The sequence below is a fragment of the Achromobacter sp. RT286_PF genome, from assembly GCF_059760425.1.
The window spans coordinates 16,872-41,911 of sequence record NZ_JCBAMR010000036.1 but is presented as its reverse complement, the minus strand read 5'-3'; the positions used below and the strand labels follow the sequence as shown (position 1 = coordinate 41,911).

The window sequence follows — 25,040 nt, the reverse complement described above, 5'->3', positions numbered from 1 at the left end:
GTAATCGGCCCCCAGCACCTACGTCAGAAAGCGGATCTCACCATGCAATTTCAGCTTCCCGTTCCCGACCTCGCCGCCGAACGCGCGGGCAATACCGATACGCCGGGCGTCTGGCATTTTGATTCCGGCGTGCCGGGGCGTGCGCTGATGGTAAGCGCGCTGGTGCACGGCAACGAACTGTGCGGCGCGTGGGCGCTGAAGGATCTGCTGGCGGCCGGCGTGAAGCCGCGCCGGGGCAGCCTGACGCTGGCCTTCTGCAACCTGGACGCGTTTGACCGCTTCGATCTGGCCAAGCACGATGCCTCGCGCTTCGTTACCGAAGACATGAACCGCGTCTGGAGCGCCGAGCGCCTGGACAACCCCACCACCGCCGACCGCCAACGCGGTGCGGCGCTGCGCCCCTGGGTGCAGCGTGCGGACTGGCTGCTGGACCTGCATTCCATGCACGAGCCGGGCGCGCCCTTGTTGTTGACGGGCGTTTTGCCGCGCAACATCGCACTGGCGCGCCGCCTGAAGGCGCCGCAGCATGTGATCGTGGACGCCGGCCACAAAGACGGTGTGCGCATGCGCGACTTTGCGCAGTTCGGCGATGCCGCGCGCGACGACGCGTGTGCCTTGCTGATCGAATGCGGTTTCCATGGCGAGCTGGCCTCGCGCGATGTCGCGCGAGACATGGTGGCTCGCATGTTGGTGGAATCCGGCGTGGTGGACGCGGCCGACGTGCCGGCCGGCTGGCTGTTGCCCGATCCCGATACCCAACGCGTGCTGGAAGTGACGGACGCCGTGGTGGCGCCGTCGATGGACGTGACGTTTGCGCAACCCTGGACCGGCCTGGAAACGCTGGCGCAAGCCGGCTCGGTGATCGGCTGGGCAGATGGCCAGCCGATCGTGACGCCCTATGACAACTGCACGTTGATCATGCCGTCGCTGCGCCAGCTGAAGCCCGGCGTGACGGTGGTGCGCCTGGCCCGCGACTACGCGGGCTGATCGCCGAGCCGCGCCAAGTAGGGCGACTCTTAGCGGGAGCCGGCGCCGGCCGGCGTTCTGCTTATTTCTGCGGGGTGTACCGCAGTTCGTCCAGCTCGTAGCCCTGCGCCTTCGCGGCAGCCAGGGCCTTGTCCAATTCTTCCTTGGGCAATTGCGGCGAGCGCGACAGAATCCACAGGTACTTGCGGTCGGGCGTACCCACCACGGACCAGCGGTATTCCGGGTCCAGGCCGATCACCCAGTAATCGCCCTTGAACGGCTTGAAGAAGGTGACTTCAAGCTTGGCGTTGTTGCTGCCTTCCACGACGGTGGCGGTGCCGGACGCGGAGTCGATATCGCCGTCCTTGGTGCGGCAGCGATTGTTCACGCCGATGGTGCCGTCGGGGTGCGCGGTGTATTCGGCGGTGGTATCGCCGACGCAATTGCGCTGGAAGAACATGGGGAAATTGGCGATTTCGTACCACATGCCGACATAGCGTTTCAGGTCCACCGAATCCACGGTCTGCATGGGCGGCGGCGCGGCATGGGCGATGCCCACGCTGGCTGCCAGGGCCATCAGGAATGTTGCGGTGCGGCGCATTGAAAAACCTCCAGAGTGAGACTGACCGAAGCGCGGCGCTTGCCCGTCAGGCAGGCGCCGCGTACGCAAACCCTAACGATACGCCTTATTTACGCGGGGCCTTCAGGGCCTCGTGGTAGCGCGCCACGTAGGTCGCGAAGTCCACCGTGTCCGACTGCTCGATGCGCTGCTGCTCTTCCGTGGACTGCGTTGCCGCCTGTTGATACGCCGCCGCCAGGTCCGACGGCAGGGCTTGTGCGCGCAGCGTGTCCGCATGCTTGCGGCTTTGCGCCAGCGAGTAGTCGTGAAACGACAGGCCGCTTTGCGTCAACGACTGCAACAGGCGCGCGGACGGCGTGGCCTCGGGCTGGTCCAGCTTGACGCGCTGCGCGGCCAGCGCATCGGCGTAGGCAGTGCCGCCCAGGGCCGAATCAAACAGCGCGGCGTACGGCGCGATCTGGTCCAGCAATTCGTGGCCCCATTCTTTCAGCGCCACCGGCTTGCCTTCGCGGTCCAGCATCAGGCCGGGCTTGCGGCCTTCTTTGACGACGGTGGAAAAGTTGTCGGCGCTGCGCTGACAGTAGCCGTTGGCGGGGAAGAACGGGCTGTCCGATGCCGTGCAAAACAGCAGGAACGCGTCGACAAAGCGGCTGGTGTCGGCGTCGATGCCCACGGGCGATTCGGGGTCGATATCCAGGCAGCGCACTTCCACGTATTGCACGCCGCGTTCCGCCAGGGCGGTGATGGGGCGTTCGCAGCGGCCGGTGGCACGCTTGGGGCGGATGCTGGAGTAGTACTCGTTTTCGATCTGAAGCACGTTGGTGTTCAGCTGGATCCATTCGCCATTGCGATGCGTGCCGATCTTCTCGTAGTCGGGCCACGTTTGCGTCACGGCGTCGTACAGCCGGCCCAGGAAGGTATCCAGGTCGTTGTAGCAAAGCTTGAGCTGCGACTGCGCCTTGTTCTGATAGCCCAGATCGCTCATGCGCAGGCTGGTGGCGTAGGGCAGGTACAGCGTGTGGTCGCCCAGGCGTTCCAGCGGGTGGTCAGGGCCATTCAGGAAGTCGCTGGACAGCGCGGGCGCCGCACCAAACAGGTACATCAGCAGCCAGGAATAGCGCGTGAAGTTTCGGATCAGCCCGATATAGCCGCGCGAACGGCGGTCTTGCGCGGAACCGGCTTGCGTGTCCAGCACGGACCACAAATCTTCAGACAGCGAGAAGTTGTAGTGCACGCCGGCGATGCATTGCATCCGCTTGCCGTAGCGCTCGGCCAGGCCGCGGCGATACACGTGCTTGAGCATGCCGGTGTTGGACTTGCCGTACCAGGCGATAGGGATGTCGGCTTCAGCCGGCAGCGTGGCCGGCATGGACTGGTTCCAAATCAGCTCGTGATCTAGCACGCTGTACACGTGGCGATGGGTGTTGGTGAGCTCGGCCAGCAGCGCATTGACGTCGGTGTGCGTGCCGGTGATCAGCTCAAGCAGGGATTCCGAGTAATCGGTGGTGACGTGTTCATTGGTCAGCGCCGACCCCAGGCCGGCCGGGTGGGGCGTGCGCGACAAAATGCCCTGCTCGTCCACGCGCAGGCCTTCTTTTTCAATGCCTCGCAACGTCTGGGTCAGCAGCGAGCGGTTGGCCTCTAGGCGGGAGAGGCGGTTGGCGGCGGTATCAGTCACGGATTCTTCTCGTTTGGGTCTGTCGCGGGATTTTACGGGGTGCCGGCCTCCTGTGCCGAGGGAGTCAGTACTGGGGGCAGGGACAATGCCTGCGCCGTGCGCGCCAGCCATTCGTCCAGGTCAGCATAAACCGGATCAGAAATTGGGGCCGTTTCATTGAAAATTTCGTGCCAGGCGGTGTCGTACCAGCGCAGGGTCAGCAATTGCGCGGGCGCGCGCTGGGCGAATTGGCGGCTGCCTTCGGCGGCCACGATGGAATCATCGCCGGCCACCATCAACAGGGTGCGACAGGGCAGAAGATCGGCTTCGCGCAGCGATTCCCGGCCGCCTTCGTCGACAAAGCGGGCCAGCCGGCCGGTCATGCGCCGGCGCACCAGCGGGTCGGATCGGTAGGCTTTGACGACGGCCCGGTCATGCGAGATGCGGGCAGGCGCCAGGCCATGGGGCACGCGCAGGTCGGGCGCATGCAGCGACATCCAGGTGAGGGTGCGGCGCACCCACATCGGCACATTCACGACGAAAGGCGGCGAGCTGAGCACCAGCGCGTCCAGCTCGGCCAGGCGCCGCAGGGCGATGCGCACCGCCACCAGCGCGCCCAGGCTGTGGGCCAGCACAATGGGCGGGCGGCCTTGCAGCGCGGTCCAGGCGCGAAGGCGGTCGACGGCGTCCACGACCAGGTCGTCCTGGTGGGCCAGGGTAGCGGCCGGGCCGCCGGAACGCCCATGGCCGCGGTGATCGTGCGCGCCCACGGTCCAGCCGCGCGCGGCCAGCCAGCGGGCCAGGCGGTCATAGCGGCCGGCGTGTTCGCTCAGGCCGTGCATCAGGTACACGCTGGGCGTGCCTGGCCCGGTAACAGGGGGCGGCACATTGGGCGCGGCGGGCCAAAGATAGTTGGCCAATGGCGTGCCGTCGGGCGCGGGGGTGATGGAAATCGGCGACAATTTCAGCATTCCTCGAAATGAATGGGCCGTCGGGTCTACGGTAATGACGATTTCATCGCTGTTTCGTTTCATGTTCAAGAAAGCCGGCCTGTTTGTAGGGTTGGCCTTGTTGGTTGCCGCCTGCTCGCCCCGTTACAACTGGCGCGAAGTGGACGTGGCCGACGGCCACGTGCGCGCGGCATTCCCCGACCGGGTCTCGACCGATACGCGGGACTTGCGCCTGGACACCCATACCCTGCGTTTTACCCTGTCGAGCGCAACCGTGGGCGAGGCCGTGTTCGCGGTGGGCTCGGCCCCGCTGCCGCCGGACATTGCCGCCGACCCGGCCGCCAAGCAGGCGCTGGGCATGGCGCTGATGCATTCGCTGTACACGAATATGCAGGCCCCGCCGCCCACGGAATGGCCGGCTTATGGGCAGGACTTTGAAGTGCACGGCAAGGCCATGGGCAAGCCCGGCTGGCTGGTGGCCAAGGTCTGGGTCACCGACACCATGCTGATCGAGGCCGTGGCCGCGGGCACCCAAGAAAGCCTGCCCGCCGAACGCGCGCGCGAATTCCTGAGATCGGTGGTGGTCAACCCCGGCAAGCCGGGCCCGGCCAACCCGGTTACTCGATGACGCTGTCCAGCAGCCCGTGGCGCAGGGCCACCACCACGGCCGTGCGGCGCCCGCGTACGCCCAGCTTGGTGCAAGCGTTGCGCAAATGGAAATTCACGGTGCTTTCCGCGACGTCCAGGATGCGGCTGGTTTCCCAGCTGGTCTTGCCCGCCGCCGCCCAATACAGGCACGCCGCCTGGCGGTCGGACAGCGCTTTGTAGGGGGGCAGCTTGCCCAGCGAATGCATCGCGGGCATCGGCGGCCCCAATGATGATAGCGGCCCACCGCGCTGGGCCAGGTCCGGATGGAAGGCGCACAAGCGCTGGAATGCGGATGATCCTCGAAGCGCGGCGAAGCGAAGCGGTGCGGTCATGGTGGCCCGGGGCAGTGCCCCCTTGTAGTGAAGTTGCTGCATGCTGCGGCCCGCGCGGCGGCCAAGCAAGCATTGATGCTTTCGCGCATTGATCCACTTATCTTTGACGGAATAGTTGTATGTTGGCCATCGCCCAGTTCTACCTGTCAGCCATCGTGCTGATGCTGCCTTTGTTGTCTTGCGTGGGCATCGGGGTGCTGTGGGGCAAGCGCGATATCCCCTTTGGCGGCGCGTTCATCACCACATTGGTGACGTCCGTGACCACGCCTGCGCTGGTGTTCCATACCTTTGTGACGACGCACCTGGATGACCGCGCGCTGGCGGATGTGGCGATCGCCACCGTCGCGGCGTTGCTGCTGTGTGCGCTGGTCGGCGCGCTGCTGCTCAAAGTGTGGAAGCTGCCGGTGCGCACCTTGCTGCCCACGGCAAGCCTGCCCAACGCCGGCAACCTGGGCCTGCCTATCTCTCAGTTGGCGTTCGGTGACGCGGGCCTGTCGGTGGCGGTGGCGTTCTTCGCGGTCAATTCTTTCGTCATGCACACCATTGCCGTGCGGCTGTTGCCGGGCGTCAATACCAAGGGCAGCTGGAAAAGCCCCATTTTGCTGGCCTCGGTGGTGGCGGTGGCATTGCGGCTGCTGCATGTGCCGGTGCCCGCCTGGGTCATTGACACCGCCCATATGCTGGGCGCGGTGACCGTGCCCTTGATGCTGTTGAGCCTGGGCCACGCCTTGGCCCTGATCCCGTCCAACGGCCTGCGCGACGGCGCCAAGGTGGCCGCGATACGGCTGGTGGTGGGCTTGGCGGCGGGGTTGGCCGTGGTGTGGGCGCTAGACCTTGAGCCCGTGCTGGCCGGCGCGCTGACCTTGCAGATGGCCATGCCGTGCGCGGTGGTCAGCTACATGTACGCCAAGCGCTACACGACGCTGGGCGACACGGCGGCGGGCGCCGTGCTGGTGTCGACCGTGGTGTTCCTGCTGCTGGCGCCGCTGATGCTCTGGTTCACCCACGGCGCCTGACGACGCAATACCCGCCGGGCAGTCAGGCCACGCCGGCCATGTCGCGCAGTTGCGCCATCAGCGGGTCAGGAACGTCCACGCCGTGCTTGATCGCTTCGTCGCGCAACTTGCGGCGGCGGTCGCCCGGCAGGCGCACGCCATCATCTTCCAGCATGGCGTCCACCAGCGTTTCGACACGTTCCAGATAGGCGTTGTTGCCCGCCAGCGCGCCGGGGTCGATCGCCATGAACGCCTGCCCCAGTTGAGCGGGGCCGCCGGCATCGACGAAGAACGATTCGGTTTCGAAACCAAAGTGCGCGCCCGTCAGCGCGCACGCCAGCAATTCCACAATCAGCGCCAGCATCGCGCCCTTGACGCCACCCGCGGGCAGCATGCTGCCGGCCAGCCCGGCCTTTGGATCGGTAGTGGGTTCGCCATTGGCGTCCAGCGCCCAGCCCAGCGGAATGGGCTGGTTGTCGCGCGCGGCGATCATCAGCTTGCCGCGCGCCACTTGCGACAGCGACAGGTCGATGACCAGTCGGGCGCCATTGCGGCGGGGAAAGATGGCGGCGATGGGGTTGGTGCCGAACAGCGGCCGCTTGCCACCCCAGGCGGGCATGGCGGCTGGCGAATTGCTCAGCGCCAGCGCCACCAGCCCGGCGTCCGCCAGCGCCTCCAGGTGATAGGCCGCTTCGCCAAAATGGTGGCTGTTGGCCACGCCGATGAAGGCGATGCCATGTTCGCGGGCGCGCACGGCTGCTTGCTCGACGGCCATCGCGCAGGCGGGAAATGCCAGCCCCGAGCCCGCATCGATCAGCGCCGCGCCGCCGCGTTCGTGCACGATGCGCGGCACGGCCGAACCGATGGCGCGCCCCGCGCGCAAATGCCCCGCGTAGAACGGCACGCGCGACAGGCCGTGCGAACTGATGCCCTGGCTTTCCGCGAAAACCAGGGCGCGCGCGGTGCTGTCGGCCATGGCCGGGTTGGCGCCGGCGGCAGCCAGCGCGGCGGCGGCCAGGTGTTGCAGTTCGTCCAGATAGATGTGAGCCATATCCTTCCTGTCAGAGGGGCGATTCGCGCGCCCGCGCAAAGAAGGCGGGCAGGGGATGTCGCGGATAACACGCATTTTCGCACCAGGCCGGCGCCCTTGCAGCATCTGACGGCAATGCTAGAATTCCTGTCGCTGCACCCAATGCAGCATCCATATTTCGGCGCCGATTTGCCTGATCCGCTTGCGGGCGCCTTCCAATAAATCCAGCTAAAGAGGTCCGTATGACCACTCCTGCCCAACATTTGGCCGGTGATTCGGCCGCCGATTTGGCCGCTGATTTGGCCGCTGATCCGGCCAGCGGGTTCGCTCCCGCCACCGTCACGACCTCCGACACCGTTGATCCCGGTTCCGTCGGCCTGGTCGCACCCACCTTCATCCGCTTCGATGAACCGCTGCCGTTGCTTAGCGGCCAATCGTTGGCTGCCTACGAACTTGCCGTGGAAACCTACGGCACGCTCAACGCGCAGCGCACCAATGCCGTGCTGATCTGCCACGCGCTGAACGCGTCGCACCACGTCGCCGGGCAAGCGGCCGACAACCCCAGCGATGTGGGCTGGTGGGACAACATGGTCGGCCCCGGCAAGCCGGTGGACACCAATATCTACTTCGTCATCGGCGTCAACAACCTGGGCTCGTGCTTCGGTTCGACCGGGCCGGCCAGCATCAATCCGGCCACCGGCAAGCCCTGGGGCGCGGCGTTTCCGGTGCTGACAGTGGAAGACTGGGTACGCGCCCAAGCCCGCGTGGCCGACCACTTCGGTATCGAACGCTTTGCCGCCGTGATGGGCGGATCGCTGGGCGGCATGCAGGCGCTGAGCTGGGCCATCACCTTGCCCGACCGCGTGGCCAACTGCGTGGTGATCGCCAGCACGCCGCGCCTGTCGGCGCAGAACATCGGCTTTAACGAAGTGGCGCGCCGCGCCATCATCACCGACCCGGATTTCCACGGCGGTGACTACTATGCTGAAGACACGGTGCCGCGCCGGGGCCTGTCGGTGGCGCGCATGATCGGCCACATCACCTACCTGTCCGATGACGACATGGCCGAAAAATTTGGCCGCGCCCAACGCGCGCCGGCCGAAAACGGCGCCTACCACTACGGCTACGACGTCGAATTCGAAGTGGAGTCTTACCTGCGTTATCAGGGCGAGAAGTTCACCCGTTATTTCGACGCCAATACCTATCTGCTGATCACGCGCGCGCTGGATTATTTCGACCCGGCCCGCACCACGGGCGGCGACCTGGCGCGCGCGCTGGCGCCTGCCAAGGCCGATTTCCTGTTGGTGTCGTTTTCGACCGATTGGCGTTTCCCTCCCGAGCGATCACGCGAAATCGTGCGCGCGCTGCTCAAGAACGCCAGCCCTGTCACCTACGCCGAAATCGATGCGCCGCACGGGCACGACGCCTTCCTGCTGGAAGACGCCCGCTATCACGCGGTGGTCCGTGGCTACTACGAACGCATCGCGCGCGAACTTGGCCTGACCGCCGACGCCGCGCAGACCGAAGGACGCTCCGAATGAATCCCGTGACCCCCCGCTATGCCCATGCCGCGCTGCGGCCTGACCTGGCGCGCATCGCCGGCTGGATCGAACCGGGCAGCCGCGTCCTGGACCTGGGCTGCGGCGACGGCGCGCTGCTGGCGCACCTGCGCGACCACCGCCAGGTGCGCGGCGCGGGCGTTGAACTGGACGACACCTGTGTGATCGCGTGCGTGCGGCGCGGGGTGGAAGTCATTCAGCAGAACCTGGAAGACGGGCTGGCGCTGTTTGACGACAAACAGTTCGATACCGTGGTGTTGTCGCAGACCTTGCAGTCCATGCACCGCACCGAACACATCCTGCGTGAAATGGCGCGCGTGGCGCGTCACGGCATCGTGTCGTTTCCCAACTTCGGCTACTGGCCGCATGGCTGGGCCATCTTGCGTGGGCGCATGCCGGTCACCGGCCAGATGCCCTATCAGTGGTACAACACGCCGAACATCCACCTGTGCACGCTGCGCGATTTCGAACAACTGGCTGGCGAACTGAACCTGCGCATTCTTGAACGCGCCACGTTCAACGAAGGCCACGAGGTCAAGCTGTTTCCCAGCTGGCGCAGCACGCTGGCGGTGTACCGTTTTGCCACGCCCTGACATTCCGACACCGATCCTCCTGACGGCGCGCGGCAACAGGCCCTAAAATGCCGCAAGCCCGCGACGCAACGCCTGTTGCGCCGTGCGGCGCGTTTCAGGAGACCGTCATCACCGCTGTATCCAACGTCTATACCAGCCCCCGCGTGGCCCCCTTGCTGGTCCTGGGCTTTGCCAGCGGACTGCCCTTGGCGCTGACCGGCGGTACCTTGCAGGCCTGGGCCACGGTCGAAAACGTGCCGCTGCAGGAAATTGGTTTCCTCACGCTGGTGGGCACCGCCTACACCCTCAAGTTTCTTTGGGCTCCCTTCGTTGACCGCTATGTGCCGCCGCTGCTCGGCCGGCGGCGCGGCTGGATGCTGGTGACGCAGCTGTTGCTGGCCATCACCATCATGGCAATGGGCGCGCTGTCGCCGTCCAACGCCTTGATGCCGCTGGCTTTGCTGGCGGTGGTGGTCGCTTTCCTGTCCGCCACGCAGGACATCGCGTTCGACGCTTATTGCACTGACGTGCTGCGCAAGGAAGAACGGGGCGCGGGCGCGGCCGTGAAGGTGATGGGCTACCGGCTGGCGATGATCGCCTCCGGCGGGCTGGCGCTGATCCTGGCGGACCAATGGATCGGCTGGGGCTACACCTATGTGCTGATGGGCGCGCTGATGCTGCTGTGCGCGGTGGCCACGCTGCTGGCGCCCGAGCCCGAGCACGTCGCCCACGCGCCCCGTACGCTGGGCGCGGCCATTGGCGAGCCCCTGCACGAGTTCTTCACGCGCCGTGGCGCGCTGGCGATCCTGCTGCTGATCGTGCTGTACAAGCTGGGCGACGCGTTCGCAGGCGCGCTGTCCACCACCTTCCTGATCCGGGGCGCGGGCTTCACGCCTACCGAGGTCGGCACCGTGAACAAGGTGCTGGGCCTGGCGGCCACCATCGTGGGGGCGCTGGCGGGTGGCTCGCTGATGGCTCGCTGGGGCTTGTATCGGTCGCTGATGGCCTTCGGGCTATTACAGGCGGTGTCGAACCTGGCGTATTGGCTGATCGCGGTCAGCCCCAAGAACCTGTCGCTGATGGCGGCTGGCGTCGGCATTGAAAACCTGTGTGGCGGCCTGGGCACGGCTTCGTTCGTGGGCTTGTTGATGGCGCTGTGCCAGCGCCGGTTTTCGGCGACCCAGTTTGCGTTGCTGTCGGCGCTGTCGGCCGTGGGCCGTACCTATCTGGCGGGGCCGCTGACTCCGCCGCTGGTCGAGCGCCTGGACTGGCCGGGGTTTTTCCTGCTGACGGTGCTGATCGCGCTGCCGGGGCTCGTGCTGCTGCATAGGCTGCGCGGCACGATCGACGCGATGGAAAAGCAGGGCGACCAGGCCTGAAGGCAGGCCTCAGCCCATGAAAAAGGCGGCGCACCAGGCGCCGCGTTTTTATTGTCGACCCGCGTGCGGCGTCAGTCTTCGTCGTGCAGGCGGACGATCAGCACGTCGCTGGGCAACGATTCCAGCAGGCGTTCGGCCACGCTGCCGATGGCGGTGCGCAGGATGCCGGTGCGGCCATGCGTGCCGGTCACGACCAGGTCCGAGCGGTGGTGGAAGGAATATTCCGACAAGACCGTTTCGGGCTGGCCCGCTTCCAGCACCACCTTGGGCGGCGTCAGCCCCGCCAGTTCCGGCGTGCTGGCCGTGAACTCGCGCGCGCTTTGCTCGGCTTCCTGGTGAAAGCTGCGCGAGACGGCGTCTTCGGGGGTGTGCTTGCCCTGGAACGGCACGTCATACGCGTGGAACAGCGTCAGGTTGGCGTTGGGCACCAGTTGCAGCGCCGCGCGCAACGCATGGCGCGAGCCGTCGGAGAAGTCAGTGGCGACCAGCACGTCGCGATACGGTCGACGCGGCCGGGTCTTGACCACCAGCACGGGCTGGCGCGCCTGGCGCACCAGCTTTTCGACGGTGGTGCCCAACAGCAGCCGACCCAGCGTTTCGTCGCGAGCGGTGCCGGTGACGATCAGCGAGCAGCCAAAGCTGTCGGCCGTTTCCGTGATGTGCGCCAGCGGATCGCCAGACACCACTACCACTTCGGTCGGCACATCGGCGGCGGCCAGGTCTTCCGCCAGCTCGCGCTCTGCCAGGGCCTTGTGGTCGCTGGACAGCCGCCGCCAGACCGGGGTGGTCAGACGCGCCGAGTTGGCATGGTTTTCCATGACGTGCAACACGATCAGTTTGGTGCCCAGTTCTTTCGTCAGCTGCAAGGCACGGTCCAGGGCGCGATCGCCGCGCGCGCTCAGGTCCGTGGCCAACAGGATGGGGCCGATTTGCTGTGTCATACGTTATCTCCCGGTTGTAGCCAGAGTGGCGACTCCCGCGTCCGCCAGCCTGGCAGGTACCTCCCTTGCGGGGGCAATGCCCCATTGTCGCGCCGCGACGCGGACTGGGGATTGATCGATATCAACGCACGGACCAGCGTAAGCGATGAGGTCGGGCGCCGCAATGGCCGCTTGCGCGGGGTCAGGCTCAATACAATGGGCGGGTTACATCACCGGCTTTCTTGATTCTTCCCCATGCTTTCTGACATTTCCCCCTTGTTGCTGCACACGTTGTACCTGGTCGCCATCGTGGCCGAGGCGATGACCGCGGCGTTGTCGGCCGGCCGGCGCGACATGGACTGGATGGGGGTGTGCATCATTGCGTGCGTGACGGCGCTGGGCGGCGGTTCGCTGCGCGACGTCTTGCTGGGGCATTACCCGCTTACCTGGGTCATCCACCCGGAGTATCTGTGGATGACCGGCGGCGCGGCGATTCTGACCGCCCTGATCGCGCCGGTGATGCGGCGCCTGCGCAGCCTGTTCCTGCTGGCCGACGCGCTGGGGCTGGTGGCGTTCACCGTGATCGGTTGCCAAGTGGCGCAGATGATGCAGCTGCCGATCACAGTCGTGCTCATCAGCGGCATGATCACCGGGTGCGCGGGCGGGGTGCTGCGCGACGTGCTCTGCAACGAGGTGCCGCTGCTGTTTCGCAAGGAGCTTTACGCCAGCGTGTCCGTGGTGACCGGGGCCTTGTATTTGGGCGGGCAGTCGTTGGGCCTGTCGGCCAACGCGGCCGTGCCGCTGGCGCTGGCGGCGGGCCTGGCCCTGCGCCTGCTGGCATTGCGCTTTAACTGGCAAATGCCCAAGTTCGTGTATCGCGACGATTGGGACTGAGCCTGCCGCAGTGCGTCCCGTTCCGCCTGCCGGGGGGCCACACCGGCCCTCTGCAACAATTTTCTTATTTGTGTTTCAAGAAATTTCTAGTATCTTTCGGTCTCTCAACACATGCCTCGGGCAGTCAAGGGGAGCCGATTGGACGTAAAAGCGCCCGCCACGATTCCGTATTTTCTTCAGGAACAGATTCGTGAATTGATAGTGGACGGCACTATCCGGCCCGGTCAGCCCTTGCGCGAGCAAGAGCTGGAGCAGCGATTCGGCACCAGCCGCAGCCCCATCCGTGAAGCCTTGCGGCTGCTGGAATTGGGCGGCCTGGTCACGCATATCCAACGCAAGGGCTTTCGGGCCACGCTCTATACCGAAACGCAAATCCGCCATCTGTACCAGCTGCGCGCCGAGCTTGAGGCCTATTGCCTGCGGCAATTGGCCGACATGGACGACCTGGCGCCGCTGGTGGCCGAGCTGCGCGGCTACGACGAGGCCATCGCCGCATCGATGGCAAAGCAAGACGCGCGCGCCTGCATCGCCGCCGCGCGCGAGTTCTATCTGGCTTGCGCCCGCTACACCGGCAACACGCCGCTGACCAGCATGTTGAGCAAGCTTTACGAGCAGGTCGAGCCGCTGCGATTCCTGCTGGCCCGCCGCTCGATGGAAAACCACACCATCCAGTCGTACACCCACGGCATTACGCTGGCGCTGGCCAACCGCGATGTGGACCGCGCGGCCCAGCTCACGCGCACCTATGTGCACGAAGTGCTGCCCAGCATTATCGAGGCGTATCTCGAAGCCGCCGAACAGGCCGCGCAAGAGGCAAACCCGCGTTATCGCAGCGCGTAAACCGGCCGGTCAGGCCGGTTGCGCGCGGTCGGCGGAATTACTTGGCGAACAGCGAATCCATGTTCTTGAACGCCTTGAATTCCAGGGCGTTGCCCGACGGATCCAGGAAGAACATCGTGGCTTGTTCGCCGACTTCGCCCTTGAAGCGGATGTAGGGCTCGATGACGAATTCCGTGCCCGCGTCGATCAGGCGCTTGGACATGGCTTCCCACTGCTCCATCGACAACACCGCGCCGAAATGGCGGACCGGCACGTTGTGCGAGTCCACGGCGCTGGTCGCGTTGTGGCCGCATTCGCTGGGGGCCAGGTGGGCAACGATCTGGTGGCCGTAAAAGTTGAAGTCGATCCATTCGGGCGAGCTACGGCCCTCCGGACAGCCCAGCTTTTCGCCGTAGAAGGCGCGGGCTTCGGCCAGGTCGCGGACCGGAAAGGCCAAGTGGAACGGCGGCAGGTTGGTTTGGGCGGTCATGAAAACTCCGGGTCATTCAAAAAGGTCGGACTGCGGATCCCCGCAGGGTGCAGCGTGCTGTATTTAGCACCAGCGCCTAGTTTAGGGATTGTTTTTTTGATTGAAAAACGATATTTTTTGTGCCTTAGACCAAAAAAAATTGATTGTTCGTGATCAAAGAATTCAAGACCTTCATTGCCGTGGCCCGGGATGGCACTTTCACCGGCGCCGGCACGCACCTGGGTTTGACGCAGTCCGCCGTCAGCGCCCAGATCAAGCGGCTGGAGGAATATCTGGGGGTGGCGCTATTTGACCGGGGCGCGCGCGCGGCGGTGCTGAACGCCCATGGCCGCGAGATGCTGCCGCAGGCCGAAGAGCTGGTGGCCATGGCCGAGCGCCTGGTCACCACGGCTGGGGCGGGACACGTGAGCGGGTCATTGCGCATCGGCGCCATCGCCTCGGTGCAGCACGATTTGCTGGTGGACGCGCTGGGCCGCTTTCGCGCGGTGTATCCCGACGTGCGGGTGCGCATCGTGCCCGGCGTGTCGCTGTCCCTGCTGGGTCAGGTGGACGCGGGCGAAGTGGACATGGCGGTGCTGATCCGCCCGCCCTTCGCGTTGCCGCCCGAGCTGGGTTGGCAGCGCCTGCTGAGCGAACCCGTGGTGCTGGCCATGCCCGAGGCCATGCCGCTGGCGCCGTGGCGCGATGTGCTGGCCACGCAGCCTTTCATCCGCTACGACCGCGCGTCGTTCGGCGGGCGCGTGGTGGATATCTTTCTGAAGAAACACCGCATCAATGTGCATGAGGCCGTCGAGCTGGACGAGATTGACGCCATCGCCAACCTGGTGCGGCACGGCCTGGGCGTGGCGCTATTGCCGCAATTGCGTGGCCTGGATCTGACGGGCTTGCGGCTGGTGCCGCTGGAGGAACATGCGTTTCACCGGGACATCGGCATCATCGGCCGCCTGCCTTTCGACAGTGGCAGCGTGCGCGAGAAAATGGCGGAATGCCTGGTGGCGGCCGCGCAATCCTGAGCGGCGGGCATGAAAAAACGCGTGGTCCGGTCCGTTTGCTTGCGGACCGGGCCACGCGCCTGTCGGCCTTTACAGCCGGTCGCAGCGGACCGTGATGGGGTGGCTGCGCAGCGTCGTCATGACGATGTCATCCACCTGGCCTTCCACGTCGGTGATCACGTAGCCGATCTGACCCTTGGTTTGCAGCGTCTGGCTGACGATGTTCAGCCCGTGTTGCGCCATCAGGTTGTCCAGCGTGCCCAACGCGCCCGGCGCGTTGCGGTGCACGTGCAGGATGCGGGTGGCGCCGGCCGGTTCCAGGTACGGCAGTTCGGGGAAGTTGACCGCGCCCTTGGTGGTGCCGGCTTGCAGGAAACGCACCAGTTTTTCAGCCACTTCGCGGCCGATGTTCTCTTGCGATTCCTGCGTGCTGCCGCCGATATGCGGGGTCAGGATGACGTTGGGCATGCCGATCAGCGGGCTGGCCAAGGGTTCGTCCGCGCTCTTGGGTTCGGTCGGGAACACGTCCAGCGCCGCCCCGGCCAGATGGCCGGACTTCAGCGCCGCGTGCAGCGCATCGATGTCCACCACGGCGCCGCGCGAGGCGTTGATCAGGATGGACCCGCGACGCATGCGCGCGATGGTTTCCGCGTTCATGATGTTTTCGGTCGACTTGCCGCCCGGCACATGCAGGGTGACGACGTCAGCCTGTTCCAGCAGCTCGTTCAGCGTGCCGGCGGGGCGCGCGTTGCCCAGCGGCAGCTTGGCTTCGACGTCGTGATAGACGACGCGCATGCCCAGGCCTTCGGCCAGCGTGCTGATCTGCGAGCCGATGTTGCCGTAGCCCACGATGCCCAGCGTCTTGCCACGGGTTTCAAAGGCGCCCGCGGCGCTCTTGTCCCAATGGCCCAGATGCACGCGGGCGTTCTTTTCGGGGATACGGCGCAGCAGCAAAATGGCTTCGCCCAGCACCAGCTCGGCAACCGAGCGGGTGTTGGAAAACGGCGCGTTGAACACCGGGATGCCGCGCTGCATGGCCGCGTCCAGGTCGACCTGGTTGGTGCCGATGCAAAAGCAGCCCACCACCCGCAGGTCGGGGCTGGACAGCAAGGCGGCATCCAGGTGCGTGCGAGAACGGATCCCCGCCACCTGCGCGCCGCGCAGGGCGTCGTGCAGCTGCGACGCCGGCAATGCGGCGGCGTGCGTGACGATATCGGTGTAGCCGGCGGCTTCGAAGACCGCGCGGGCGCTCGGATGGATGTTCTCGAACAGGACGATTTTTGCCATGACTGCCAGGGGGTGGTGAGAAGTACGTGTTATTTATTGTGGCGCATTTTTGCTGCACTGCAAGGAGTAGCCATTGAGGCGGTGTGGATGAATTGTTTCAACGGTAGGCCTCGTACACCCGCGCGCCGCCTTGCTTGTCCACCAGCAGCACGTCGTGCGGCGTCTTTCGGCCGCCGTATTCGGGGCCGTCCATGCCGGGCGATCCCAGCGGCATGCCGGGGGCGGCCAAGCCGGCCGCGTCGGGCTTGTCCAGCAGCAGGCGGCGCACGTCGCGCGCCGGCACATGGCCTTCGACCGCATAGCCGTCGACCATCGCGGTGTGGCACGACCCGTAGTCAGCCATGCCCGCGTTGCGGCGGATGGGGCCGGTGTCCTGCACATCGTGCGTGGTGACGGTGAAGCCGTTATCGCGCATGTGCTTGACCCAGTCTTCGCAACAGCCGCAGGTGGGCGTCTTCCAGACCTCGACCTTGACGGGGCCTTGGGCCATGACGAAGGTCGGCGCGCACAGCGCGGCGGCAAGAACCAGGCGAGTCAGGCGGGAAACGTTCATGATGCTCCGATCGGGTAAAGGAAAAAAATGGGCGCTGTGACGGCGACTGTCACCGTGATGCGACGGCAGCGGCGTTGATGCGGCCACGGCCGTCAAAACCAGAATCGCACGCCGGCCATCAGCGCAGTCTGCGATCGGCTGGCGCCTGCGTCGGACGCGTAGCGCGCTGTCTGGCCGAACTTCCGGTCAAAGGATACGCCGATATACGGGGCGAATTCGCGTGTGACTTCGTAGCGTAGCCGGAACGACAGCGAGCCTTCGGACAGCCCCGAACCGATGCCGCGCGCGGGGTCGGACTTGCCGTACAGGCTGGCTTCGAGTTCGGGCGTGAAGATCAGCCGTTGGGTCAACAACAGGTCGTACTCCGCTTTTAGCGCCAGTGCCGTGCGACCCGACGCGCCCACGTAGGCGGTGGTTTCCAGTTCGATGTTGTAGGGAAGCACGCCTTCGATGCCGATGGCGGCCCAATTGCGCTTGGGGCCGGTGCCGATGTCTCGGCGCGCGCCCAGTTGCAGGTCCCAGAACGGCGAGACGGCGTGGCTCCAGAACGCTTCGACTTTACCGTCCGAGCCCTCACCGTTCTCGCGTTCGCCTTCCGATTTGACCAGCAGCCGGTCGGTGGCCGTGCCGAACCAGAAGCGCCCGTCCCATTGCTGTGCGTTCTGGCCATCGCGGTTGCGTGACACGCCGAATTTGTCGAACAGCACCTGCCAGGCCGGCATGTCGTCCATCATGTGCGGGTGTATGCCGTAGCTGTCGTAGCCGCGTTCGGCCTCCCCATCGGTGGCCGCCCCATCGGTGGCCGCCCCATCGGTGGCCGCCCCATCGCTGGCAGGCAGGCTGCCCACGGGCGGCGCGGCGGGGGCCGTCGGGGCGGCTTGGGGGGCGCCGTCGTGCCCCATGTCGCCATGGTCCATGTTGCCGTGATCCGTTGCGGCGAGGGCGGGCGCTTGCGCCGCGCCGTGATGCATGCCGGAATGATCCATCGCGCCATGATCGACATCGGCGGGTTGGGCCGAGGCGACCGTCGTGGCCAGCGTTATCGACAGGGCGCACAGGCCCATCAGAGAGGTAAGGGGTCTCATCATTTACTCCACCACGACCGCTCTGAACATGCCGGCCTCCATGTGATACAGCAGGTGGCAGTGATACGCCCAGAGTCCGCGCGCGTCGGCGCTGACGCGGTAGCTCAGGCGCTGCGCCGGGTTCAGCGTGATGGTGTGCTTGCGCACCTGGAACGCGCCGTCGGGCGATTCCAGGTCGCTCCACAGGCCGTGCAGATGGATGGGGTGCGTCATCATCGTGTCGTTGACCAGCACGAAGCGCACGCGTTCGCCGTAGCGCAGCAAGATGGGTTTGGCGTCCGAAAACTTCACGCCGTTGAACGACCACATGTAGCGTTCCATGTTGCCCGTCAGGTGCAATTCGATTTCGCGCGACGGCGCGCGGTTGTCCTCGGGAGGATGCACCGAGTGCAGGTCCGCGTAGGTCAGCACGCGGCGGCCGTTGTCGCGCAAGCCCACGCCAGGGTCGTCCAGGCGCGTGGATACGACGTCCGGCAACATGGAATTGCCCACGCCGCGCTCCGTCGGGTACGGGTGTTTGACCTGCACCATGCCACCTTGCGCGGATGGCGTGGCTGGCATGGCGTCCGTCGCGTGCTTGGCGTGCGCGTCGCCGTGATTCATGGCGCCGTGGCCCGACGCACCGGTGTCACCGGGCACATCACCCGGCGCGCCATGCGACATGCCCATGTCCATCATGCCCAGCCATTGCACGCGGTCCAGTTCCGGCACCTCGGCCTGCATGCCGGCACGCGGCGCCAGCGTGGCGCGCGCATAGCCCGAGCGGTCCATAGCTTGCGAGAATATCGTGTAGGCCCGCGCGTCCTTCGGTTCCACGATCACGTCATACGTTTCGGCCACCCCGATGCGAAATTCCTCGATGTCCACCGGCCGCACGTCCTGTCCGTCGGCGGCCACCACCGTCATTTTCAAGCCGGGAATGCGCACATCGAAGTACGTCATTGCCGATCCATTGATGAAGCGCAGCCGGATGCGTTCGCCTGGCTTGAACAGGCCCGTCCAGTTGCCGGCGGGCGTCGCGCCGTTGGTCAGGAACGTGTAGGTGGCGCCCGACACGTCGGCCAGATCCGTCGGGTTCATGCGCATCTGTTCCCACATCAGGCGCTCGGACAACGCGGGGCCCCAGCCCCGGCCATGCGCGTCGGCGGACAAACTCTGCACGCTGGGCTGGATGCCGTTGTAGTAGTCGGGCATCACGCGCAGCTTATTGAAGACGCGCATGGGATCTTCGTCCGTCCAGTCCGACAACAGCACCGTGTAATCGCGGTCCGCGGCGATGGCGGGCGGATGGTGAGGGTCGATGACAATCGCGCCGTACAAGCCGGTCTGTTCCTGAAAGCCCGAGTGGCTGTGATACCAGTACGTGCCGCTTTGGCGCACGGGAAACCGGTAGGTGAAAGTCTGGCCGGGGTCGATGCCGCCAAAGCTCAGGCCGGGTACGCCGTCCATGTCCGACGGCAGCAGAATGCCGTGCCAGTGGATCGACGTCTGTTCACGCAGCCGGTTGGTCACATGCAGCGTGACGGTGTCGCCTTCGCGCCAGCGCAGAAGCGGCGCGGGCAATTGGCCGTTGACGGTGGTGGCGATGCGGGCCGCGCCGGTGAAGTTCACCGGCGTCTCGCCGATTTCCAGATGGAACTCGGTGCCGCGCAGTTCGGTGGCGGCAGGGCCGGTGGAGGCAGCCAACGCCGAGCGCCAGGCGCCCAGCGACGCCAAGGCGCCACCGGTGGCAAGGCCCTGTACAAAACGGCGGCGCGACAGAGCCGCGCGCGGGGTGGCGAAGGGCGTGTCGTGGCCGATACGCGGCATAGCGTCTTTCACAAGAATCCTTGAGGGAATGACCGTGATGACACTGTAGGAAGGCGGCGGTGACCCGATCCTGTCGCGTAGATTACGTTTTTGTAATGTTCGACGTCCCGCCCGGCGGATACTGCTACGCCACGTCGTGCGGAAAATCGGACCGGAAGGCCCCCGGTCCACGCAGCGTGATGCCCACCACCGTGCCGCTGGCGTCCGACGTTGCGTCGACGTCGCCGCCGTGCATGCGGGCGATGGCGCGCACGATGGCCAAGCCCAACCCGTGGCCTTCGCTGCGCGGGGCGCGGCTTTGGCCCGACCGGAAGAACCGGTCGAAGATGCGGGGCAGGTCGGCGGCAGGAATCGGGGTGCCGGCGTTGCACACTTCGACCCTCGCGCCGCCCGGCACGGCCGAGCACAACACCACGATGTCCCGGCCGGCCGGTGTGGCTTTGATCGCGTTGGCGATCAGGTTGGCCAGCGCGCGGCGCACCAGCCCGGCGTTGGCCACCACCTTGGCATCGCCCTCGCAACGCAGATGCACGCCTTGCTCTTCCAACATCGCTTCGTAATAGTCCGCCACGCGGCGCGCCTCGGCGGCCAGCGATACCGGCGCCAGGTCGGCAGCCAGTTCGCCACGGTCGGCGCGGGCCAGAAACAGCATGTCGTTGACCAGCGTTTTCAGGTCTTCCAGTTCTTCCAGGTTGGATGCCAGCGCGTCGCGCAGTTCGGCGGCATCGCGTGGCGAGGACAGCATGACCTGGGTGCCGTTAATGAGCGTGGCCAGCGGCGTACGCAACTCGTGCGCCACGTCGGCGTTAAAGCCTTCCATCTGCTGGTAGGCCGCTTGCAGCCGCTCCAGCGTGCGGTTGAACGATATGACCAGATCATGCAGTTCGCGGTCGGTGTCGGCCAGCGGCAGCCGATGCGCCAGGTTGTCGGGCTGGATGCGCGCGGCCTGCTCGGACAGGCGTCGGGTGGGCGCCATGCTGCGGCGCACCGCCCAGGCCGCTAGCACGACCGTCGCGCCGACCCACAGCGCGCAGATCAGCACCAGTGCGGTGCCGTAGGCGTACAAAAATTGCCCGCTGGTGCGGGTGCTGACGGCCACCGTCAGGTGGGCGCCGGGCAGGATGCGGTCGTTCATGGCCACGCGCAGGCCACGCATGCGGCCGCCGTCGGCGCTTTGCAGCACCACCTGCCGGCCGTCCACCGTTTCCAGCGTGTCGGGCGGCGGTCCGCCGTAGACGGCATGGCCTTGCGCGTCCACGATCCAGATGCCCAACTGGCCCTGCCCGGCGCGCATCTCGTCGAAGGTGGCGGCCAGGTCGTGCAGGCCGCTGGCGCTGTTCTGCATGTCGATCAGGTGGTCGATCAGTTCAAGCTTGCCGCTGACCTCGGTAATTTCCTGGCGTTCCACTTCACGCTTCAACGCCCAGAACAAGGTCGCGCCCGCCAGGCTGGAAACCAGCAACGCGATGGCGCCCAGCAGCAGCGTCAGTCGGGCCTGCATGGAGCGGATGCGGGGCGGGCGAGAGCGGGGCGGCTTCATGGGAGGGGCGTCATGCGGGCAGCGTTATCGGGCTAGCGACATGGGGCAGCGACATGGGGCAGCGACATGGGGCAGCGACATGGGAGCAGCGACATGGGAGCAGCGACATGGAGGCAGCTTCATCGGCGCGGCCACTGGGCAGCCCGCGTCATGCCGGCAGCGGCGGGTGGCGCGATTCCAGCACGTAGCCCATGCCGCGCACCGTATGCAGCAGCTTGGTGTCGTACGGGTCGTCCAGCTTGCCGCGCAGGCGGCGCACCGCGACGTCGATCACGTTGGTATCGCTGTCGAAATTCATGTCCCACACCTGTTCGGCCAGCGTGGTGCGCGACAGCACCTGGCCCTGGCGGCGCAGCAGCAGCGCCAGCAGGCTGAATTCCTTGGCGGTCAGGTCCAGCCGGCGGCCGCCGCGTTGGGCGCGGCGGCTGGCCAGGTCCAGCTCCAGGTCGGCCAGCCGCAGCAGCGTGGGTTCTTGCGCGCGGCCGCGGCGCAGCAGCGCCTGCACACGCGCCAGCAGTTCAGAAAAAGCAAAGGGCTTGACCAGGTAATCGTCGGCGCCGCCTTCCAGGCCGCGCACGCGGTCTTCCACCGCATCGCGCGCGGTCAGCATCAGGATGGGGGTGTTTTTGCGAACCCGCACGGCCGCCAGAATGCCGAAGCCGTCCACGCCGGGCAGCATCACGTCCAGCACGATCAGGTCGTAGTCGCCTTCCAGCGCCAGATGCAGTCCGTCCACGCCATTGCGCGCCAGGTCCACGACATGGCTCTGCTCCGACAAGCCCTTCTTCAGGTAGTCGGCCAGCTTGGGTTCGTCTTCAATGACCAGGATGCGCATGGCCGGGAATTTACCACCCGCGCCCCACCCGCGCCCCACCCGCGCGGCGCCCGCGCGGGGCCGAAAGGCCGGGCGCAGGCCGTGGCGCCGGGGATGGCGGGGGCGATCCGACGCCCGCCGTGCGCGTCAACGCCGGGCTGTCAGCCCGGCGTCGGCGACGCGCCTTCTATGCCGCTTCGCCGATCGCGATGCGCTCCGGCGGAAAGCGCAGGGCGAACACACTGCCCTTGCCCGGTTCGCTGGTGATCAGCAATTCGGCGTCGTGGCGCATGGCGATGTGCTTGGTGATCGCCAGCCCCAGGCCGGTGCCGCCCACCGCGCGCGAACGCCCGCGGTCCACGCGATAGAACCGTTCGGTCAGTCGGGGCAGGTGGCGGGCCGGGATGCCGATGCCGGTGTCCTGCACGCTGTAGCGCGCGCCGCCATCGGTTTCGCGTTCCCAGCGTACGGTGATCGTGCCGCCGTCCGGCGTGTAGCGCACCGCGTTGGTCAGCAGGTTCGATAGCGCCGAGGTCAGTTCGGTTTCCGCGCCCAGCACGTCCAGCGTGTCGTCGATATGCCATTCCAGCACATGGCGGCCGCCCGACAGCGCCTCGATCTGCTGGCGCGCCTTTTGCAGCAGCGCGCCCATGTTGATGGCGCGCGGGTCGCTGCCCGGCGACGATTCCAGCGTGGACAAGGTCAGCAGGTCTTCCACGATGGCCTGCATGCGCTGCGCTTGCTCATGCATCATGTCGATGTACTGCGCGCGCTGTTCTTCGGGCAGCGCGTCAGCCGGCATGTCGCGCAGCGTTTCCAGAAAGCCGGCCAGCACGGTCAGCGGCGTGCGCAGCTCGTGCGACACGTTGGCCACGAAATCGCGGCGCGTCGTTTCCAGGCGCTCGATCTGCGTGACGTCGCGGGTAATAAGCAGCCGCTGATTGCTGGCGTAGGCGGTCAGCTGCATCATCATCAGCCGTTCCTGGCCTTGCTGGCCCAGGCGCACCAGGATGGGCTCTGGCCAGGCCGGGCGATGTGCGTATTCCACGAACTCGGGCGCGCGCAGCAGGTTCAGCAGGTTGTGGCCACGATCGGCCGGCAGCCGCAAACCCAGATGCTGGCGCGCCATGCGGTTGCACCAGTCAATCTGAAAGTCTTCATTCAGCGTGACCGCGCCGTCCGGCAAGGCCTGGGCGGCGGCCAGCATGCCTTGCATGGTGTCGCGGGTTTCGGCCAGTTCCCTGGCGCGAGCGCGGGTATAGCGGTAAAGGGGAGCAAGGATGTCGTCCCATGGCCCGACGGAAGCGGGGGGAGAGGTGTCCGGGTGATTGGCCCAGTGGGATACCAGCGTCAGGCGCCAACTGCGCCAGAGCAACATGGAGGTCAGCGCGGCGCAAAACACCAGCCAGCCCCAAGGATCTCCTATGAGCCATTGCGCCAGTAATGCAATCACCGCCCACAGGGCGACCAGGAAAAGTGTGCGCAGCCAGATCATCGTGCGGCAGTTTTACCGCGTGGGCAGCTGTGCCGTAAACCGGTAACCGCTGCCGCGCACCGTTTCGACGTGCGCGTCGTGGCCGCTGGGTTCCAGCGCCTTGCGCAGGCGGCGAATGTGGACGTCAACCGTGCGTTCTTCAACGAACACGTGGTCGCCCCAGACCTGGTCCAGCAGTTGCGAGCGCGAGAACACGCGTTCCGGGTGCGTCATGAAAAAGTGCAGCAGGCGGAATTCGGTGGGGCCGATCTGTAGCGACTGGCTGTTGCCCGACAGGCGGTGCGTGACCGGGTCCAGCTTCAGGCCGCCCACGTCGATGACGTCGTCGGTCAGCTGCGGCGCGCGGCGGCGTAGCACGGCCTTGATGCGGGCCATCAGCTCTTTGGGCGAGAACGGCTTGGTGATGTAGTCGTCGGCGCCGGCTTCCAGGCCGTCGACCTTGTCTTGCTCGGAGCCCTTGGCGGTCAGCATGATGACCGGGACGGCGCGGGTGCGCTCGTCGTTGCGCAGCTTGCGCGCCATCGCCAGGCCGGAAGTGCCGGGCAGCATCCAGTCCAGCAGTATCAAGTCAGGGAGTTCGGCGCGGATAAGGGTCTGGGCCTGGTCGGCGTCGAAGGCGCGCAGCACTTTGTGCCCCGCGAAGGACAGGTTGACGGCGATCAGTTCCTGGATTGCGGGTTCGTCTTCGACGACGAGGATGGTGCTGGACATGGCGAATTTGGCACGCTTCTGAGCGCCGGCGCGGCGCGAACATTGCGATAGTATGGCCGCAATATTTCAGGTATGTGACCGCAGGGCGTCCCGCAGGCAGGTTCTTCGCGCCGCCGCTGGGGGCCGATAGGCTACCATTGCCACGATATATCGGGAATTCACCATGCAAAACCCCTCCGAATCGCAACATTCCGCGCAGGACAACGCCCAGTCCACGCATTTTGGCTTTCAAACGGTGCCTGAAGGCGAAAAGGCCCGCAAGGTTGCCGAAGTCTTCCATTCGGTTGCCCAGCGCTACGACGTCATGAACGATTTCATGTCGGCCGGCCTGCACCGGGTCTGGAAAGCCTTCACCATTGGCCGCGCCGCCATCCGCCCCGGCATGAAGGTGCTGGATATCGCGGGCGGCACGGGCGACCTGGCCAAGGCCTTCGCCAAGCGCGCCGGCCCCACCGGCGAAGTCTGGCTGACCGACATCAACGATTCCATGCTGCGCGTGGGTCGCGACCGCATGACCGACGCGGGCCTGTTGCTGCCCACCGCCGTCTGCGACGCCGAGCGCCTGCCGTTTCCCACCGGTTATTTCGACCGCGTCAGCGTGGCCTTCGGCCTGCGCAACATGACGCATAAAGACCGCGCGCTGGCTGAAATGGCCCGCGTGCTCAAGCCGGGCGGCAAGCTGCTGGTGCTGGAATTCTCGCGCGTGGCCAAGCCCTTGGCCCCCGCCTATGACTGGTATTCCTTCAATGTGCTGCCCTGGCTGGGCAAGAAGGTCGCCAAGGACGAGGCCAGTTATCGCTACCTGGCCGAATCCATCCGCATGCATCCCGACCAGGAAACCCTGGCCGACATGCTGCGCAGCGCCGGGCTGGAACGGGTGCAGTACTTCAACCTGACCGCCGGCATCGCCGCCCTGCACGAGGGCGTGCGCCTGGGCTGAGCCCGGCGTGTCCATCGGATGAT

At 66.1% G+C, this 25,040-nt stretch carries 24 protein-coding genes, 1 pseudogene and 1 riboswitch; of the genes and pseudogenes, 10 read left to right on the top strand and 15 right to left on the bottom strand.

The annotated features are described in order from the left end of the window. Window positions 1-42 precede the first annotated feature (42 nt). Window positions 43-984, top strand: a pseudogene (locus tag AC6LJY_RS22640) (M14 family metallopeptidase); the annotation flags it as partial. A gap of 64 nt (window positions 985-1,048) precedes the next feature. Here AC6LJY_RS22640 and AC6LJY_RS22635 read toward each other — a convergent pair. From AC6LJY_RS22635 to AC6LJY_RS22625, 3 genes are all read right to left on the bottom strand, one after another. Next, on the bottom strand, window positions 1,049-1,567 hold the full coding sequence (locus tag AC6LJY_RS22635) for a lipocalin family protein (RefSeq protein ID WP_046806589.1): 519 nt from the start codon (window positions 1,565-1,567) through the stop codon (window positions 1,049-1,051). Window positions 1,568-1,652: 85 nt separating this feature from the next. Next, on the bottom strand, window positions 1,653-3,224 hold the full coding sequence (gshA, locus tag AC6LJY_RS22630; RefSeq protein ID WP_498136810.1) for a glutamate--cysteine ligase: 1,572 nt from the start codon (window positions 3,222-3,224) through the stop codon (window positions 1,653-1,655). Window positions 3,225-3,256: 32 nt separating this feature from the next. Continuing rightward, window positions 3,257-4,165 (bottom strand): alpha/beta hydrolase, encoded by a 909-nt coding sequence (locus AC6LJY_RS22625; protein WP_082134598.1) that lies wholly within the window; start codon window positions 4,163-4,165, stop codon window positions 3,257-3,259. Window positions 4,166-4,208: 43 nt separating this feature from the next. Between AC6LJY_RS22625 and AC6LJY_RS22620 the strand changes: the two genes are divergently transcribed. Beyond that, on the top strand, window positions 4,209-4,781 hold the full coding sequence (locus AC6LJY_RS22620) for a hypothetical protein (protein ID WP_046806586.1): 573 nt from the start codon (window positions 4,209-4,211) through the stop codon (window positions 4,779-4,781). Here AC6LJY_RS22620 and AC6LJY_RS22615 read toward each other — a convergent pair. Continuing rightward, window positions 4,771-5,016 carry a helix-turn-helix domain-containing protein gene (locus AC6LJY_RS22615; RefSeq protein WP_046806638.1) on the bottom strand — a complete coding sequence of 82 codons (246 nt, stop codon included), beginning with the start codon at window positions 5,014-5,016 and terminating at the stop codon, window positions 4,771-4,773. The two genes, AC6LJY_RS22620 and AC6LJY_RS22615, sit on opposite strands and share 11 nt — an antisense overlap. 236 nt (window positions 5,017-5,252) lie before the next feature. Between AC6LJY_RS22615 and AC6LJY_RS22610 the strand changes: the two genes are divergently transcribed. Next, on the top strand, window positions 5,253-6,149 hold the full coding sequence (locus AC6LJY_RS22610) for an AEC family transporter (protein WP_046806585.1): 897 nt from the start codon (window positions 5,253-5,255) through the stop codon (window positions 6,147-6,149). Between the two features lie 22 nt (window positions 6,150-6,171). On the opposite strand, the gene AC6LJY_RS22605 is transcribed toward AC6LJY_RS22610, so the two are convergent. Continuing rightward, on the bottom strand, window positions 6,172-7,179 hold the full coding sequence (locus tag AC6LJY_RS22605; protein ID WP_046806584.1) for an Ldh family oxidoreductase: 1,008 nt from the start codon (window positions 7,177-7,179) through the stop codon (window positions 6,172-6,174). Between the two features lie 150 nt (window positions 7,180-7,329). Beyond that, window positions 7,330-7,411: riboswitch (SAM riboswitch) on the top strand. Here AC6LJY_RS22605 and metX point away from each other — a divergent pair. The 3 genes from metX (at window position 7,401) to AC6LJY_RS22590 (ending at window position 10,668) form a co-directional block, all read left to right on the top strand. After that, a complete protein-coding gene (metX, locus tag AC6LJY_RS22600) occupies window positions 7,401-8,699 on the top strand; it encodes a homoserine O-succinyltransferase MetX (RefSeq protein WP_498136809.1) in 1,299 nt (432 codons plus the stop codon). Its footprint overlaps the riboswitch before it by 11 nt. Continuing rightward, the gene (gene metW / locus AC6LJY_RS22595; RefSeq protein WP_046806583.1) at window positions 8,696-9,310 is read left to right on the top strand and encodes a methionine biosynthesis protein MetW; all 615 of its coding nucleotides are present in this window, start codon (window positions 8,696-8,698) and stop codon (window positions 9,308-9,310) included. The genes metX and metW overlap by 4 nt, the downstream gene beginning before the upstream one ends. A 47-nt stretch (window positions 9,311-9,357) precedes the next feature. Next, on the top strand, window positions 9,358-10,668 hold the full coding sequence (locus AC6LJY_RS22590; protein ID WP_255444674.1) for a muropeptide transporter: 1,311 nt from the start codon (window positions 9,358-9,360) through the stop codon (window positions 10,666-10,668). Between the two features lie 71 nt (window positions 10,669-10,739). On the opposite strand, the gene AC6LJY_RS22585 is transcribed toward AC6LJY_RS22590, so the two are convergent. Beyond that, a complete protein-coding gene (locus tag AC6LJY_RS22585; RefSeq protein ID WP_046806582.1) occupies window positions 10,740-11,609 on the bottom strand; it encodes a universal stress protein in 870 nt (289 codons plus the stop codon). A 234-nt stretch (window positions 11,610-11,843) separates the two neighbouring features. Between AC6LJY_RS22585 and AC6LJY_RS22580 the strand changes: the two genes are divergently transcribed. Together AC6LJY_RS22580 and AC6LJY_RS22575 are read left to right on the top strand one after the other, a co-directional pair. Further along, entirely contained in the window at window positions 11,844-12,482 is a 639-nt protein-coding gene (locus AC6LJY_RS22580) for a trimeric intracellular cation channel family protein (protein ID WP_046806581.1), read from the top strand. Between the two features lie 138 nt (window positions 12,483-12,620). After that, a complete protein-coding gene (locus AC6LJY_RS22575) occupies window positions 12,621-13,322 on the top strand; it encodes a GntR family transcriptional regulator (RefSeq protein ID WP_314365200.1) in 702 nt (233 codons plus the stop codon). A 37-nt stretch (window positions 13,323-13,359) separates the two neighbouring features. Here AC6LJY_RS22575 and AC6LJY_RS22570 read toward each other — a convergent pair whose 3' ends face one another. Continuing rightward, entirely contained in the window at window positions 13,360-13,791 is a 432-nt protein-coding gene (locus AC6LJY_RS22570; RefSeq protein ID WP_046806579.1) for a VOC family protein, read from the bottom strand. Window positions 13,792-13,940: 149 nt separating this feature from the next. On the opposite strand from AC6LJY_RS22570, the gene AC6LJY_RS22565 reads away from it, so the two are divergent. Then, window positions 13,941-14,804: a LysR family transcriptional regulator gene (locus AC6LJY_RS22565; RefSeq protein ID WP_498136808.1), complete on the top strand. Its 864-nt coding sequence runs from the start codon at window positions 13,941-13,943 to the stop codon at window positions 14,802-14,804. A gap of 69 nt (window positions 14,805-14,873) precedes the next feature. Here AC6LJY_RS22565 and serA read toward each other — a convergent pair whose 3' ends face one another. From serA to phoB, 8 genes are all read right to left on the bottom strand, one after another. Next, window positions 14,874-16,070: a phosphoglycerate dehydrogenase gene (serA, locus tag AC6LJY_RS22560; RefSeq protein ID WP_046806577.1), complete on the bottom strand. Its 1,197-nt coding sequence runs from the start codon at window positions 16,068-16,070 to the stop codon at window positions 14,874-14,876. A 97-nt stretch (window positions 16,071-16,167) separates the two neighbouring features. Further along, complete coding sequence (locus tag AC6LJY_RS22555) at window positions 16,168-16,623, bottom strand: DUF411 domain-containing protein (protein ID WP_498136807.1); 456 nt, start codon at window positions 16,621-16,623, stop codon at window positions 16,168-16,170. 92 nt (window positions 16,624-16,715) lie between these two features. Beyond that, entirely contained in the window at window positions 16,716-17,708 is a 993-nt protein-coding gene (locus tag AC6LJY_RS22550; protein ID WP_498136816.1) for a copper resistance protein B, read from the bottom strand. Between the two features lie 3 nt (window positions 17,709-17,711). Then, window positions 17,712-19,517 carry a copper resistance system multicopper oxidase gene (locus AC6LJY_RS22545; protein WP_498136815.1) on the bottom strand — a complete coding sequence of 602 codons (1,806 nt, stop codon included), beginning with the start codon at window positions 19,515-19,517 and terminating at the stop codon, window positions 17,712-17,714. Window positions 19,518-19,641: 124 nt separating this feature from the next. Then, a complete protein-coding gene (locus AC6LJY_RS22540) occupies window positions 19,642-21,018 on the bottom strand; it encodes a heavy metal sensor histidine kinase (protein WP_082134682.1) in 1,377 nt (458 codons plus the stop codon). 187 nt (window positions 21,019-21,205) lie between these two features. Then, window positions 21,206-21,892 (bottom strand): heavy metal response regulator transcription factor, encoded by a 687-nt coding sequence (locus tag AC6LJY_RS22535; protein WP_104144789.1) that lies wholly within the window; start codon window positions 21,890-21,892, stop codon window positions 21,206-21,208. 166 nt (window positions 21,893-22,058) lie between these two features. Next, window positions 22,059-23,366: a phosphate regulon sensor histidine kinase PhoR gene (gene phoR / locus AC6LJY_RS22530; protein WP_104144788.1), complete on the bottom strand. Its 1,308-nt coding sequence runs from the start codon at window positions 23,364-23,366 to the stop codon at window positions 22,059-22,061. A gap of 12 nt (window positions 23,367-23,378) precedes the next feature. Further along, window positions 23,379-24,077, bottom strand: coding sequence for a phosphate regulon transcriptional regulator PhoB (phoB, locus tag AC6LJY_RS22525; RefSeq protein WP_006227196.1), 699 nt, complete (start codon window positions 24,075-24,077; stop codon window positions 23,379-23,381). 163 nt (window positions 24,078-24,240) lie between these two features. Here phoB and ubiE point away from each other — a divergent pair, with 163 nt between their 5' ends. Beyond that, window positions 24,241-25,017, top strand: coding sequence for a bifunctional demethylmenaquinone methyltransferase/2-methoxy-6-polyprenyl-1,4-benzoquinol methylase UbiE (ubiE, locus tag AC6LJY_RS22520; RefSeq protein WP_046807660.1), 777 nt, complete (start codon window positions 24,241-24,243; stop codon window positions 25,015-25,017). Window positions 25,018-25,040: the final 23 nt, after the last annotated feature.